This window comes from Algoriphagus aestuariicola (assembly GCF_017254835.1).
GTDB lineage: Bacteria > Bacteroidota > Bacteroidia > Cytophagales > Cyclobacteriaceae > Algoriphagus > Algoriphagus aestuariicola.
The window spans coordinates 761,206-776,241 of record NZ_JAFKCW010000002.1 but is presented as its reverse complement, the minus strand read 5'-3'; the positions used below and the strand labels follow the sequence as shown (position 1 = coordinate 776,241).

General features: G+C 49.3%; 12 protein-coding genes. All 12 read right to left on the bottom strand.

All coding sequences use genetic code 11. The features are described from left to right. Positions 1 to 145 precede the first annotated feature (145 nt). Positions 146 to 1,459, bottom strand: a complete 1,314-nt coding sequence (fucP, locus tag J0A67_RS10470) for an L-fucose:H+ symporter permease (protein ID WP_206569255.1) — start codon at positions 1,457 to 1,459, stop codon at positions 146 to 148. Further along, positions 1,456 to 2,226, bottom strand: coding sequence for an L-fucose dehydrogenase (locus J0A67_RS10465; protein ID WP_206569254.1), 771 nt, complete (start codon positions 2,224 to 2,226; stop codon positions 1,456 to 1,458). The genes fucP and J0A67_RS10465 overlap by 4 nt, the downstream gene beginning before the upstream one ends. Before the next feature lie 96 nt (positions 2,227 to 2,322). Next, positions 2,323 to 3,147, bottom strand: coding sequence for an amidohydrolase family protein (locus J0A67_RS10460; RefSeq protein ID WP_206569253.1), 825 nt, complete (start codon positions 3,145 to 3,147; stop codon positions 2,323 to 2,325). Continuing rightward, complete coding sequence (locus J0A67_RS10455) at positions 3,144 to 4,007, bottom strand: fumarylacetoacetate hydrolase family protein (protein WP_206569252.1); 864 nt, start codon at positions 4,005 to 4,007, stop codon at positions 3,144 to 3,146. Before J0A67_RS10455 ends, J0A67_RS10460 begins: the two co-directional genes overlap by 4 nt. A 145-nt stretch (positions 4,008 to 4,152) precedes the next feature. Further along, on the bottom strand, positions 4,153 to 4,911 hold the full coding sequence (locus J0A67_RS10450) for an SDR family NAD(P)-dependent oxidoreductase (protein WP_206569251.1): 759 nt from the start codon (positions 4,909 to 4,911) through the stop codon (positions 4,153 to 4,155). A 77-nt stretch (positions 4,912 to 4,988) separates the two neighbouring features. Then, positions 4,989 to 5,375, bottom strand: a complete 387-nt coding sequence (locus J0A67_RS10445; RefSeq protein WP_206569250.1) for a response regulator — start codon at positions 5,373 to 5,375, stop codon at positions 4,989 to 4,991. Beyond that, the gene (locus J0A67_RS10440) at positions 5,365 to 6,393 is read right to left on the bottom strand and encodes a PAS domain S-box protein (protein WP_206569249.1); all 1,029 of its coding nucleotides are present in this window, start codon (positions 6,391 to 6,393) and stop codon (positions 5,365 to 5,367) included. Before J0A67_RS10440 ends, J0A67_RS10445 begins: the two co-directional genes overlap by 11 nt. A 6-nt stretch (positions 6,394 to 6,399) precedes the next feature. After that, a complete protein-coding gene (locus J0A67_RS10435) occupies positions 6,400 to 6,834 on the bottom strand; it encodes a response regulator (protein ID WP_206569248.1) in 435 nt (144 codons plus the stop codon). Then, positions 6,831 to 8,813, bottom strand: a complete 1,983-nt coding sequence (locus J0A67_RS10430) for an ATP-binding protein (RefSeq protein WP_206569247.1) — start codon at positions 8,811 to 8,813, stop codon at positions 6,831 to 6,833. Before J0A67_RS10430 ends, J0A67_RS10435 begins: the two co-directional genes overlap by 4 nt. Before the next feature lie 12 nt (positions 8,814 to 8,825). After that, positions 8,826 to 10,739 (bottom strand): PAS domain-containing sensor histidine kinase, encoded by a 1,914-nt coding sequence (locus J0A67_RS10425; protein ID WP_206569246.1) that lies wholly within the window; start codon positions 10,737 to 10,739, stop codon positions 8,826 to 8,828. A gap of 72 nt (positions 10,740 to 10,811) precedes the next feature. Continuing rightward, positions 10,812 to 11,885 (bottom strand): Gfo/Idh/MocA family protein, encoded by a 1,074-nt coding sequence (locus J0A67_RS10420; RefSeq protein ID WP_206569245.1) that lies wholly within the window; start codon positions 11,883 to 11,885, stop codon positions 10,812 to 10,814. Then, positions 11,878 to 15,027, bottom strand: a complete 3,150-nt coding sequence (locus tag J0A67_RS10415; RefSeq protein ID WP_206569244.1) for an AsmA family protein — start codon at positions 15,025 to 15,027, stop codon at positions 11,878 to 11,880. The genes J0A67_RS10420 and J0A67_RS10415 overlap by 8 nt, the downstream gene beginning before the upstream one ends. Positions 15,028 to 15,036 lie beyond the last annotated feature (9 nt).

Below are 15,036 nucleotides of genomic sequence, written 5' to 3'. Positions count from 1 at the left end.
TTTGATTTACGATGCTCCAGGAGACAACTTTTGTCTTTCTCTAGCAAAACCAATTGAATTAGGGCCAAACATCGAAAACCGAATATTGAATCTCCAACATCCGACAACAGTCATCGGACATCCGACATTTCTATATCTTTCAAACTTAAAATTGCCCAATTCTCTTCACCCTCACAGCAAACAAAAACACCATCAGGAAGCATGTCATGGGAAGAAAGAAGGAGAAATTGACTTCGGGCACTCCCAAGACTAGGGTGTCGGTGTATCCCGCTCCGCCCAAGTCCAGGATCATTCCTTGCAAAGTCGGCATGATAGCCCCTCCTACGATGGCCATCACGAGAAAAGCAGCCGCAAATTTGGAATCTTCCCCCAAGCCGTCGAGGGCAATGCCATAGATAGTCGGAAACATCAGCGACATCGCAAAGCTGATTCCCACCAAGGAATACAGCCCTGCCATTCCCTCCAAGAAGATGGTTCCAAGCGTAAAGGCCATCGCCAACAAAGCAAATCCAGCCAGAAGCTTTGACGGAGGCATCACGCGCAGGAGGAAGGTACAGACCCATCGTCCAACCAAAAACACTCCCAAGGATGCATAAGCATAATTGACGGCATTGTAAGTATTGATGCCGATGGACTCGGCATATTGGTATATGTAGGTCCAGACCATGATTTGGGCGCCTACGTAGAACATTTGGGCGAAAGTTCCCTCGACGAAGTTCCTGTTTTTCAGTAGTCGATTCATGGTTGGTGCAAAATCCACTTTGCCGGAGGAATCTGCATTTTCCGGCATTTTCATCATCGCGATGATCACAAAAATGACCAGCACGACCAGCCCCAGCATCACGTAAGGATTCCGGATCACCATTAGGTCATTGGTCTTAATTGCTGCCTTGGCGGTGGCATCGAGACTGTCGAAAATCAGGTTGCCGTTCTCATCGGTATTGTTGGATTGCAGCGCATTGAGGATAAAGGTTTTGGCCACGAAAAGACCAGCCAGGGCACCCATCGGATTAAAAGCTTGCGCCAAATTCAGACGCTGGGTGGCTGTAGCCTCCGGTCCCATGGATAGGATGTAGGGATTGGCAGTTGTTTCCAAAAAGGCAAGTCCAAAAGTCAGGATATAAAGTGCAGCCAAGAAAAACCCATAGCTTTCCCATGCCGCAGCCGGGTAGAAAAGGCAGGCTCCCAGGGCGTAAAGCCCAAGGCCTAGCAATACGCCCGTCTTGTAGGAGTACTTTTTGATAAAAAACGCAGCAGGCAAAGCCATGGTGAAATAGCCACCGTAAAAGGCTAGCTGCACCCAGGAGGCTTGGGTGTTGTTAAGCTCCAGTACTCGCTTGAATGCCGCCACCATGGGATTGGTGATGTCGTTGGCAAAGCCCCATAGGGCAAATAGCGAGGTGATGAGGATGAAGGGAAGAACTAGGTTTTTTGGGACGAGGGCTGGTTTTTGGGTCATAGGGAGCGGTCAAGATGGGTATAGCCACCGTCCACATAGAGATGCTGTCCGGTGATATGGGAGGCTTTTTCGGAAAGGAGAAAAATGGCCATGGAGGCGATTTCCTCAGGGGTAGTCATGCGCTTGCCCAAGGGAATCCTATTGCTGATCTCCTGGAGTTTTTCCTCCGGGTTGGGAAAAGACTGAATCCAGCTGGCATACATGGGGGTGTATACTTCTGCAGGCAAAATAGCATTGACACGGATCTGATAGGGAAGGAGCTCAACGGCCCATTCCCTCGTCAGAGCTAGTTGGGCACCTTTTGCGGAAATGTAGCCGGAAGTGCTCCCTTGGCCAGTCACGGCGGTTTTGGAGGAGATATTTACGATGGCGCCTTGGTGCTCCTTCAGCTGTGGAAGTGCATAGTGGGCCAAGTAGTAGTAGTGAAACAAGTTTTTCGCCACGGAATTGGCGTATGCATCCGGGTTGCCATGCTCCAATCCAACGCCGTCGTTAGCACCCGCATTGTTGACTATCCCATCGATCCTCCCAAAAGTCTTGAGGGTGAGTTCTATCACCTCTTTGGCCTGTTCGGCGGAAAAAAGACGGATGGGGATTTGAAGTGCTTTGCCTTTGGCGAGGTCGATGATTTCGGAGGCTTCTTTATCCGAAGGGTCCACCATTACAGGGATGGCTCCCTCCTCGACCAATCCACGGGAAATTGCCCCGCCGATTCCCTTTGCTCCACCGGAGATGATGAATACTTTGTTATTTAGGTTAAGGTTCATTGTCATTTTTCAGTTTCCTGTCTCAATTTGCAGCTGGAAGCTTTAGCGGAGCCCAAACCAATGCCGCAGCTAGAGCCCGTTTAATTTCTTTTCTCATCAAATCCTGTAAAACCCAGCAGCAGTTTCTCCGAGGATTTTGGTTTTTTCCGAGGGGGAAAGCGACGCGGTAAAGTCCTCGATGACTTGCCAATAATGCTCGTATTCCCCAGCCACCAGGCATACTGGCCAATCGCTGCCGTACATCAGGCGATCAGGCCCGAAGAGCTCAAGCGCGATTTCCAAGTATGGGAAAAGCTGCGCGGGAGTCCAGTTTTGCCAATTTGCCTCGGTAATCATCCCGGAGACTTTGCAGTGCACTAGCTCTCGCTCGGCCAAAGGTGCCATGCCTTTTTTCCATTCTTTCCATTCTCCGTCTTTGATATAGGGTTTGGCCAGATGATCGATGACGAAGCGCTGATCGGGGCATTTTTTTACCAGTTCAAGAGTGGCGCTTAGATGGTTTGGGAAAATGAGGATGTCATAGCTGTAGCCACGCTTTCCGATTTTTTGTACGCCCCGGACAAATTCCTCCTGTAGCATGTACCGTGGATCTCTAGCTTGGAGAACCTCTCTGAATCCTACGAGTCTGGAAGAATCAGCATATTGGTCTAGGACCTCGTCGAGCTGCTCACTTTTCAAGTCAGCCCAACCGACCACTCCCTTTATCCACTCGTTTTGGCTTGCCAAATCGAGCAGGAAGTCGGTCTCTCGGATGCTTTCCTCTGCCTGAACGGCTATGCATCCATCAAGCTTGGCATCTTGCAGCAATGGAAATAGATCCGCTGGAAGGAAATTCCGGCGGATCCGACTCATCTCGGGACTGATCCAATCCTGGCGCTTGGGGTCGTATTCCCAAAAGTGCTGATGGGAGTCCAGTCTCATGCCTCGGGATCATTCATTGCGACCTGGCGGGACACACCGAGGCCGTCGATGCCAAGCTCCACGATATCACCGGGGGCAAGGTATGTCGGTTCAGGCTTTAGCCCCATGCCGACTCCTGCTGGTGTTCCCGTAGAGATTACATCTCCCGGTAGCAAAGTCATGTACTGGCTGATGTGTGCGATGATGGTAGGAATGTCGAAGATCAAATCCGAGGTGTTGCTGTCCTGAAGCATCTTGCCGTTTAGCTTGAGCCATAGTCTAAGCTTATGGGGATCCGATATTTCATCGGGGGTAGCCAGAAATGGGCCTAGCGGAGCAAAATGGTCCGCGCTTTTGCCTTTTACCCACTGGCCTCCGTGGCGAAGCTGGAAATCCCTCTCGCTTACGTCGTTGTGCAGACAGTAGCCGGCGACATAGTCCAAGGCATTTTCCTTGGTGACGTACTTGGCGCGTTTGCCGATGACTACGGCGAGCTCTACCTCCCAGTCGGTTTGTGCGGAATTTTTTGGAATATAGATAGGGTCAAAAGGGCCGCAGAGAGAAGAAGTCGCCTTCATGAAAATGATGGGAACCTCCGGTACAGCCATGCCGGATTCAGCGGCATGCATGCGATAGTTGAGACCCACGCAGATGATTTTGGAAGGGCGGGCGATGGGAGAGCCGATTCTGGCATCTTGGGGTATTTCAGGAAGGCTGGCCTGATTAGCGTCCAACCAAGCTTCCAGACGTCTCAAGCCGTCCGAACCCAAAAAGGTTTCATTCCAATCTTCTCCAAAAGTGGAACAGTCCAGGTATTTTCCGTCTTTATCCTGGATTCCCGGCTTTTCTTTTCCGGCTTCACCAAATCGTATGAGTTTCATGTTTAGTTCTAGTATTTAGTAATGAGTATCAAGAGTCAAGAGATTGGAATCTAGTATGTTGAAGCAAAAGCATTTCAACTATCGAGATTGATTTCTCTGGACTAATTTGACAATTTATAAACGTTTCAATTTTACAATCCTAAGTCTACATTTTCAGCCCCATGAAGCCGCCGTCGATGTTGAAATTGGCGCCAGTGATGAAGCTGCCGGCATCGGAACTGATGAAAAAGGCCAATTCGGCCACCTCTTCAGGAGTGCCCATTCTTCCTATGGGCTGGGTAGCTGCCAGTTTTGCAAACATTTCCTTTTCCTGACCGGGGTAGTTTTTTGCCAGAAACCCGTCGACAAAAGGCGTATGGACGCGGCCAGGAGAGATGCAGTTGCATCGTATGCCGTCCTGTACGTAGTCCCTTGCCACGCTTAGGGTCATGGATAGTGCGGCCCCTTTGGTCATGCTATAGGCAAACCGGTCTGGAATCCCGATAGTCGCGGCGATGGAGCACATGTTGAGGATGGAGCCACCTCCGTCCTCTTTGAGTTTGGGGAGACAAGCTTTGATGCAATTGAACATCCCTTTGACATTGACTTGGAAAAGGCGCTCGAAATCTTCCTCTGACGTATTTTCTACTTTGCCGATATGGGAGATTCCCGCATTGTTGATCAATACGTCGATCTTCCCCGGGACGCTTTGGATGAGTTTTTCAAGCTGGGCATAGTCGGTGATGCTTCCCTCGAGGAATTTTACCGGGAATCCTTTTTCGTGTTCTTCGATTTGGACTTTGGTGGCTTCGGTGTGGTTGGTGTCGATGAAGTAGACGTGGCAGCCTTCAGCGGCAAACTTCTTTACCATTGCGAGGCCAATGCCACTGGCTCCACCGGTGATCAATACTGTTTTTGAATGCATTAGTTACAGGTTAGGGTCAAGGTTCTTGTCGAAACAAAAAACAAGCAATCAAGAATGGACAAATATAGCAAGGACTTTTAATGCTTCCCGACCAGTTTTAAGATCTGCTCGATATTTTGGAAGGTGATGGGTTTTTCAAAAAAGCCGACGACAGGGGCGTAGTTCTTTGCCTTTTCGGCATTGGCACTGGCGACAGAGGAAGTGATGAGAATGACGCTAGGGCAGGTTTTCCGGACGTTTTCGAACTCGTTCATAAATTGCCAGGCGCTCATGTCCCGAAGGTTGATGTCCAGCAAAATGAATTTTTGGTGTGCTGTATCATGGTTTCCTGACAGATAGGCCAAGGCTTCTTTTCCCGAGTGGAATGGGCTGAGCTGCAGGTTTGGATCGACGATGCTGAACATCTTTTGGAGCATGACCAAGAGCACCGGATCGTCGTCTACTAGGATCAGTTCAGTCTTCATTTTTGTCCAAGTGTTCGATTGTTTCGGATTTTCTGCTGATTTCGCGGATGATTTCATCCAGTTCCCCGGCCGAGTCCCTGATATAGCCCATCAGCTTTTTACTCTCGGCGTTCAAATCGGAGGTTTCGGTATCGAGGAGATTGACTAGTCCGAGTAGGCGGGCCAGGGGAGCTCTGACGACATGGGACTGAATCCACGCGATTTCCATCAAATTCTGGTTTTGTTTTTCGATGGTTTCGATGTGTCGATTTCGATCCGTGATGTCGTTGATAATGACCAGCATGGCGTTTCTTTCATTGAAAGGCAGCCTTTTGTAGGTAGTTTCCACAGTAATCGTTTCGCCTGATTTCTTCAGGTGGCGAAAAACGTTCTTTTGAACCGAGGATGGATCAAGCAGCAAGTTTTCCAGTTCTTTCGCTATGCCATGGCTCTCGCCCTTTGGCCGAAGATCGGCAATGCTGAGGGCGAGAAATTCTTCCTCGGAATACCCATAGTGGTTGATGGCGGCTTGGTTGATGCTGAGGAATTTCAGTGTATCCGCATCAAAAACCCACATGGGCAAGGGGCTGAGCTGGAAGAGGTCACTGTACCGTTTTTCAGACCGCTGGATCTGGTCTGTGAATTTTTTCCGTTGTATGGAGTAGACTATCGTCTTGTAAAGGATGGTGGGAGTCAGTTCGTCTTTGAGCAGGTAGTCCGATACGCCAAGCGACAGGGATTTGATGGTGAAATCCAAGTCAGAAAATCCCGTGAGGGCGACCACGGGCGTGTCCCCGGCAAGCTCCAAGATCTCCACGATCAATTTTTCCCCGGAGAGGTCCGGCAGCGTCAGATCAAGGAAAATCAGGTCGAATTTTCCGGGTGGATTTTGAAGTATCTTTCTGGCGGCCTGGAAGGTTTCGATTTGTTTTAGGTTGGCTTCCAGAATATTTTCCGCCAAATATTCCTCTATCAGGACAAAATCTCCGAAGTTGTCTTCGATGACGAGGATATGGTAAGCCTTTTTGTCCTTATGCATGGTACCTCAAGTTCGGGGAAGCCGAGCTATACTCAGCCAAAACTCTTCGATTTTGGAGGTCACGTGTAGGAAGTCACTCACCTCCAGTGGCTTGATGATGTAGCAGTTTGCGTGCTCCTGGTAGGCTTTCAGAATGTCTGACTCGGAGGAGGAGGTTGTCAGCATGATGATGGGAATATGCTTCAGGTCCGGATGGTTTTTGACGCTTTCCAATACTTCATGGCCATTTTTTTTCGGGAGATTAACGTCTAGGAGAATCAGGTCCGGCAGTTCATTGAGGCTCTGTTTGGCTTGGGTCATCAGATAGAAAAGCGCCTCACTTCCATCTCTGAGGGTATGGAGTTCATTGGCGATCTTGCATTCCTGCAAGGCTTCGGTCGTCAGCAAAATATCTCCTTCGTTGTCTTCCACCAACAGGATCTTGATAGGGGGTCTGGTCATGTCTTTTTAATTGTAAAAAGAAACTTACTTCCCAGACCTATCGTGGATTCAGCCCATATTTTTCCTCCATGTTGGCTGACGATTTTGCGGCAAGTGGCGAGGCCCATGCCGGTTCCAGGGTATTTTTCTTTGGGATGAAGGCGCTTTAAGATTCCAAATATGTGCTCAAGATAATCACCGTCTATACCTATTCCATTGTCCTCGACAGAAAATTCCCAAAAATGTTCCAGGTCTTTTCCCGAAATGACAATTTCGGGCTTGACGTCGGGATTTCTGTACTTCAGTGCGTTGCCGATGAGATTTTGAAACACAAGCTGAAGTGGGGTTTTCACCCCTTTGATGACGGGAAGTTCCCCCACCCGAATTTCCGCTTCGGATTCTCTGATCAGATTTGATTTTAGCTGGATGACCTTCTCCACCAGCTCTCGGGTATCGATAAACTCGGTGGCGGAGGATTCAAATCCCACTTTGGAATATTCCAGCAGGTCGTTGATCATGACGGTCAGCCGCTTGGCTCCGTCCATGGCATAGGAAATGTAGCGCTTGGCTTTGTCATCCAGATCCGGGCCATAGTTTTTTTCAAGCAGGGACATGAACGAACTGATCATCCTCAAAGGCTCACGAAGATCATGGGATGCGAGCGAGGCAAAAATCTTCAGTTCTTCGTTTGCGTTGCTCAATTGCTGATTGGCTTGGATTAGATTCAGTTTGTCGGTCTTCTGTTTGGTGATGTCCTGGGTTGCCCCGATCATCCGCACAGCCTTTCCCTCCGAGTCTCGGATGATGAAGCCTTTTTCCCGCACATAGGCATAAGATTGATCGGCCTTTCGGCCACGGAACTCTATTTCCCAGCGATTGGAGCTCCCGGAGAGAGCTTCCTGAAGTTTGGATTGGACATAGTCCTGATCCTCTGGGTGAATCAGATCGACTCTGAATTGTTTCTGCCTTTCAAGTTCATCTTGTCCATAGCCAAAAATCACGGAAAATTGGCTGGAACGGTACTTCTCATTGGTCAATAGGTTCCAATCCCAAATGGCGTCTGAGGTAGCTTGGGAAGCAAGCTCGAAACGTTCATTGGCCAAAAGAATCTCCTCGGTTTTCTCCTTTAGCTTTTTCATCAAAAGAGAGGGCTGCCGAGCAAAATTCCACATCAGAAAGCCAAACAAGGCTGATCCGATCAAGCTCATGAAGCCGTGTAGGATGAGTCTGGGTATTGCCGTGCTTTTTTTGAGCTGAAGGGAAAGTGTCCAGTTTCCTATCCCCAAAAATACTTCAGCTTTAAAGCCATTGAACCTCTCAGAATGTTCTTCCGGGAGGAAATTTTCCAACAATCCCGAGTTCGGATTGACTTTCGAAAGCTGCACCCAAAATGGGCTTTCTTGCTGTCTATCCAGCGATGCCGTACGGAGCAGGTCATTGAAGTAGATGATGACGGCGGAGATCCCCGCGAATTTTTGGTCTTTGAATAGGGGATACCTTCCGACGATTGCATTGCCTCCCTGTTTGAGTTGGAGTGGCCCTGAGAAATAGACCTCATTTCTCAGTATCGCTTCCTCCACTTCCTTTTTGGTCTTGGGGTCTTTGAGGACATCGTACCCGATCACGGTTTCGTTGCCAGACAAGGGGTAGACCGCCACTATTCGCCCGCTGTCCAAGAGCTGCAATACATCCACATGAGGGTTGCTGGAAAGTAGTTGTTGACCGATGTTTTGAAAGTCTTCCTCGACCCCTCTTTGATATTGCGCAATAAAACCCAGCGTTTTGGCCGCCGAGACTCCGTCATTGAGCGCATCAGTGAGGAGATTTTCAAATTCGTTCAATTTGAACGTGACCAGTTCCCGCTCTGAGGCAAGCCGTAGCTGATAGCCTGCAAATGTAAAAAACAGCGCAAGAGCCAGGGAAAAGGCAAAAGCGATCCACCCGGTCAGCCTTGGGCTGAAAAACAGAAGCTTGTAGATTCTCTCTTTTGCTTTTTTCAATGCCCTTTGGATCTATTTCTTGACAGTAAAACAAAAAGTACTTCCCTGTCCGGGAACTGAGTTCACCCAGATTCTTCCTCCGTGGAATTCGACTATTTTTTTACATATCGCCAGCCCGATGCCTGAGCCGGAGTATTGTTCTTTATGATGCAGTCGCTGAAAAATAACGAAGATCTTCTCGATAAATTCAGACTCGATTCCGATTCCATTGTCCCGTACCGAAAACTCCCACTCGGTTTCCGACTCTTTGCCCTCAATCCATATTTCAGGGCTACTTTCTCCGGTCTGATACTTTAGACCGTTGTTGATGAGGTTTTGGAAGAGCTGCACGATGGTACTGCTGTGACAGTTGATGTTCGGCAGCGGGCCGATGTGGATAAGCGCATTTTTGTCCCGAATCAACTTTTTGTTCAGCAGGAGTACTTCCTGGACCAGGTCGGCGGTGTTGGCGACTTGTTTGGATTCTGGCTGGGTTCCTATTCTCGAAAATTCCAGCAGATCGAGAATGATGTCCCGCATTCGCTTGGCTCCATCGACGGAATAGTGGATGTACTGCAGGCCTTTTTCATCCAAGACATGGCTGTATTTGAGCTTGATCAGTCCTAGGAAGCTGGTGATCATACGGAGCGGCTCCTGCAGGTCGTGGGAGGCGACATAGGCAAACTGCTCCAATTCTTTGTTTGAGATTTCGAGCCCGCGGTTGGATTCGGCAAGTTCCACGTTGAGTTTTTTCAGCGATTCCTCATAGGTTTTGCGATGGGTGATGTCCATGGAATAGCAGCAGATGGCAACCACTTCCCCCGCTTCAAAAATCGGTTTGAAACTGACCTCCATGTAACCGCCTTTTTCCATGATAGTCACTTTTCGCACGATAGAGAACGTTTCGCCTGCAAGAGCCCGGTCATACCAAACTTTCCATTCCTGGATGAATTCCGCTGGCAAGTCAATGCCAAAGACCAGGTTGTCGCCTGGAGAAACTACCCAATTGAAAACGTCCTTCATGGCCCGAAGAAACTCGGTATTGGCTGTGACCAGACGGTAGTCCCGGTCCAGAGCCCAAATCGTCTCCGGGGATGCGTCAAGGACAATGGAGAGCTTCTGTCGGTCAGCTTTGAGTGCTGCTTCTGTGCGTACAAGCTGGGTAATGTCCCTGGCCACAGCAAAGACTGTCTTGGATGTCTCGTCCAGCGTCGCGGACCAGTTTAGATAGACGACTGAGCCGTCTTTTTTGAAATAGCGATTTTGAAAATCAGAAGAGGAGTCTCCACTCATGATCTTTTTTCTGCTTTCCACCGTGGCTTCAAAATCATCAGGATGCACTAAGTCGCGGAAGGACTTACCCTTTAATTCCGACTGGCTATATCCAAGTATTTTTTCACAGGACTTTGAGGCTTTCAGGAAGGCGCCGTTTTCATCGGCCAAGAAGATCAGATCTTGGGTAGTATTGAAGATGTTTTCGAGGTAGAGGTTGGATTTTTGGAGATTTTCCTCCTTCTGCTTTTCCTGAGAAATATCCCTCGATATGCCAAACAACCGGATGGCCAAACCCGCGGAATTCCGATCTACCATGCCTTCCGAGATCAAGTGACGGATCGATCCGTCCGGAAGTACAACCCTGTTTTCGATCTTCAGTAAATCCCCGGATTCCAAGGCTTTTTGCATGGCGTCATCCACTTGCTTCCTGTCGTCGGGATGGATCAACTCCAGTGCTAGGTCGATGGGTGGAGTCGCTCCATTGGGGTTCAAACCCAGTATTCGATACATCTGTTCAGACCAAGTGGATTGGCCTGTTGCCAGATCCAGCTCCCAGTGTCCGATGTTGCCGAGGGACTCGATTCGTCGAAGTAGGTCAGAGTCGGAATTCAGGCGGTTTGGCGGAGGGGAGTCAGCAGCAGAATATTCTTTGGGTTTGTGGCCAATTCCCATTGATTTGTAATTAAAAGCTAAAAGATAGTGGGTTTCGGTTTCTTCGCCTATGAAATGTCGGATTCTGTAAATCTAAAGCTTGACGGCCTCCCCGGTTTTCACTGATTCATCGCAGGCAAAAGCAATTTTCAAGCTATTGAGCGCGTCATCGAGATGATCGCGAAGGTCGACGTTGTCGACGATGGCCTGCAGAAAGTAGCGCTGCTCGCGGTTGCAAAGCTCCTGATGGTCGGGCTCTTCGGTCATGTCTATCCATTCATCTTTTCTCGTGAAATGATTTTCGGGGTCGATGTCTGCATGGTGTAGGCGGATTGATTCAGTCTTGGTATGGCTGTCGACATTATCTGATTTTCCCGCAGCACCAGCATCTTTGGCCACGATGGAGACTGAACCTTTTGGGCCGAAGACATCCTTCACGAAGAATGCCGTTTCGCTGACCATAGGGCCCCATCCAGCTTCGTACCAGCCCACGGATCCGTCTTCAAAACGGATCTGAAGCTGCCCGTAGTTGTAGTTGTCCTTGGCTATGTCATCGGTCAATCTGGCTCCTATTGCCGTGACGGAAAGAGGTTTTGACCGAGTCATTTGGCACATCACATCGATGTAGTGCACACCGCAGTCTACGATAGGACTGAGTGATTTCATCAGATTTCGGTGGACATCCCACATGTATCCCTGACTTTGTTGGTTTAAGTTCATCCGCATTACTAGGGGCTTGCCCATTTTTTGTGCTTCGGAGATAAATCTGATCCAAGAAGGATGGTGTCTGAGAATGTATCCCACGACGACTTTTTTGCCGGTCTCTTTGGCCTTTTCGATGATTTTTTCGCAACCCAAAATCGTATCAGCCAAAGGCTTTTCAATAAAAATGTGGCACCCTGCATCCAGGGCCTTCAGTGCAAACTCCTCGTGTGTATCCGGATAGGTGGAGATGCAGACGGCATCGGGTTTGGTCTTGTTCAGCGCCTCATGGAAATCGTCATAGAGGGCGTAGGAGGAATTCAGCGCTTCGTTGATTCGGGCCTTGCTGTCACCCCGGGCTACCAGGCCGCAGATGTCAAATTCGGACATATGGTGATAGGCTGTTGCATGGGAAGCTCCCATGTTGCCGCAGCCTACGACAAGGATTCGGATAGGTTTATTCATTTTGGACATTTGGGTTAGGTTGTGGGCTAGGCGCCTGCTCATCAAATTCTGCGTCTAAATTATCCTCCTTGGTGGATTTGCCCACTTTTATCTCATAGTTTTCCGCATTTCCGGTGATTTTGACCGGGATTCCAAAGACTCCCAAAGGTGGGAGGCCCAGCCTCATGCCGATGTTTAGGTCGCCATCCAGGCTCACTTGGCCCTCTAGTCTTGGCCTGAATCCCGCGATTCTCATTTTAGTTCGAGGGATAGTAATCAGGTTGTTGGCGATAGTGCTTTTGATCTCTATGTCATTCAGCGTCGGATCGTTGAGCTCCTCGGTTTCGGTTTTTTCCGCTACCGTATTCATAAGTTTGAATCCTTTCAGCTTAATGTCTTTCAGTCCAAGGCTCCCTTCACCCTTTATCGACGACAGGATCGGATACATGTCGGCATCTAATCTTCCTCCGAGCTGGTACTCCAAAGACGCCTTGCCTTCCGCATATTCCGCAAAAGACACCATCTCCCTGAAGATCGGTACCTCCTGATAGGCTCGCTGGATGTCAAAGTCTCTCGCGTCGATCTCGTACTCAAAGTCGGCGGAGAAAGGGGAGGTGGCTCGGTAGGCGCCTTGCATCGCTACCCGAGCACCCACGATGCTAAAACTCGTTTCGTTTAATAGGATCTCCCGGGGCGAAGTGCTCAGCTCGCCCGTGAATTCGCTGACCTGATAGTCTCCAAAGCGTACGGATTCCGCGCTGGCGGATACTTTTAGCTCAAGGTTGGAAGGCGGTACGATCACTCCCGTTACCACCCCAAGGGTATCGTTTTTGAGGGGTTCAGCTTCGCCAAAAAACATAAAGTCGTCCAAGTCGACATAGGAGGTTTTGAGAGCCATGCTGCCTCGGAGGGTTTCTTTGTCGTCCGCCAGATATCCCAGATAGTTGGTAAACTGGCCAGAGGCGACAAATTCGTTATCAGAGTAGCCGAACAGGAAGTCCTGAAACTCGATCTTGTCCTGAGTGAAATTCAAGCTGCCTTTTTCCAGCCTTATCGGCTTGGGGAGCAGGTCCGTCCTGATTTGGATTTTTTCGATTTCCAAGCTGCCCCGGTTGTCCAATTGGCTGATCCTACCCGCTGCTGCATCGCTTTGTTTTCCCTTTAGACTCAAGTCTGCCAGCAGGTAGCCGTCGACCTGTGATCCTTCCATTCCGAAGACTTGGGAAAGCTTTCCTAATTCCAATCGGCCTTGAGTTTCGATGTCATATTGGATGTCTTCGAGGTTTTTGATATTCGCCCTGAGCACAAAAGGACTCTCGGCAAGGGTGAATGAGAGGGCTTGGATGTCAAATTCAAGGTCTGCGAAAGAGTTGGTGGGATTGGCCACGGCAAGGCTGCAAGTGATATCCTGGATCGGCTCAGGAAAATAAGGACTTTGGATGTATCCGTCCTCAAGTCTAAGGGTAGTATTAACGACAGGAGAGATTTTTTCGGCAGGGAGATAGTGTCCTTGGGCCAGGAGCTCAAGTCTAAGCTGACCTGCAAGTTGGAATCCGGAGTCCAAAGGATAGAATTTGGGGATGTCCTTTAGGTCAAAGCTGCTGCTGAGATTGGCGTCGATGCGCTGGTTTTCTCTTCCAAAGTACTTGAAAAAGCCATCCGTGATCTGATCCAATACTTGAAAATGAAGCCTTGAAACCTCTAGGTTTACATGGTTTGGCAAGCTATCCGGCGAGTTGGCTGCCACTTCTATGGTTAGGTCTTTGATGGGCTCGGGCAGCTCCGTCCAGTGCAGGTAGCCCTCTTCAAGCTTTGCTGAAAAATCGAAGACAGGAATAGTCCGAATGATAGGTTTCTGATCTCGGAGGCTAGTAGGATCGGCCTCAAAGCGATAGTTTCCCTGAGCGTGAAAAAGTAGGTCCAGCTGGCCGCGATAGTCCAAACCCTCCGTACCTAGCGCGGCGTGAAGGTGGGCCAGGTCCAGCTTGGCTTGCAGATCCGAATCGATTCTCATGGGATTCAAGCCCTGCAAATGGAGTTCACCCGTGAGAAAGCCATCCCCCAGATCAAATCCAAGGCTGTCCATGTCGAATATCAGCTGGTTGGGGTCGAGTTCAGGTATCTGAAGGTTGATCCTGGCGGTCATTCGCTCGACACCCGGACTTGTCGCAGTGCGTGCAATCATCCCATCATGAAGTCTTAAGTTGAGGACAAGACCGGGGAACTGGTTTTTCTCGGGAAGGTAAAATCCCTGAAATGAGCCCACAATGTCGCCTTTCCCCCCAAACTTGGTCTCCTCAAAACCCGGAATGAATTCGGGTGGAACCAGGGACAACATGTCTTTCAGATCAGCATCAAATGACTCCAGGATAAAGTTCATGTCGTATCCCCCGGGGATAAACTCGAAGGCACCGACAAAATTGAGGGGGAGATCATTGATTTTTAAAGCATTCCTTTCAAATGTGAGTGCGGTAGTCTCGGTGTTGATCCGGGTGACGAGATCAGCTGAAAGCCTGTTGCGATTGAAGATCGGAAGCTCATCGTATACCAACTGGAATTCTCCGATGAGGACATTGCTTTGGAGGTTGAGCTGCCCGTCTACCAGATTGCCGCTTCCGCGGTAGTCCAAGCTATTCGCTTCGCAAACCAAATCCAGGGAGGTATCAAAGTACAGCAAGCGGCTGCCTTTCAGCGAAAAATTTTCAATCTCAAACTCAAAAGCGCTGGAATCGCCTGGAATGCTGTCCGGCTGGCTAGGTGGGAAGACATCGAAATTGGAATTGCCCCTGATGTCCCGCAGGATCTTAATTGTCGCACGCTCCAGATAGATTTCATTGATTTTCACGCGGTCTGAAAAAAGCGAGGTGATGCCCACCCCAAAGCCCAGTTCGTTGGCGTGAAGCAATGTGTCTCCGGCAAAGGGCGGGGATCCGCCCAAGAATAGATTGTCCACGGAGAGCGTGAGCGAAGGGAAATGCCGGAAAAAAGTCAGGTGTACGTCGTCAAATCGCAGCTCGCTCGACACTTGCCCATTCAGGGCTTTTTCGAGCTCAGCTTTTAGCTTCTCCTGAAAGAAAAAAGGGAAGACGATTAATACAAAAAGTAAAAAGGCGGCCGGCGCAAGTCCAAATTTGAACCACTTTGATTTCAAGAATCTATTCATCCTAGTAAG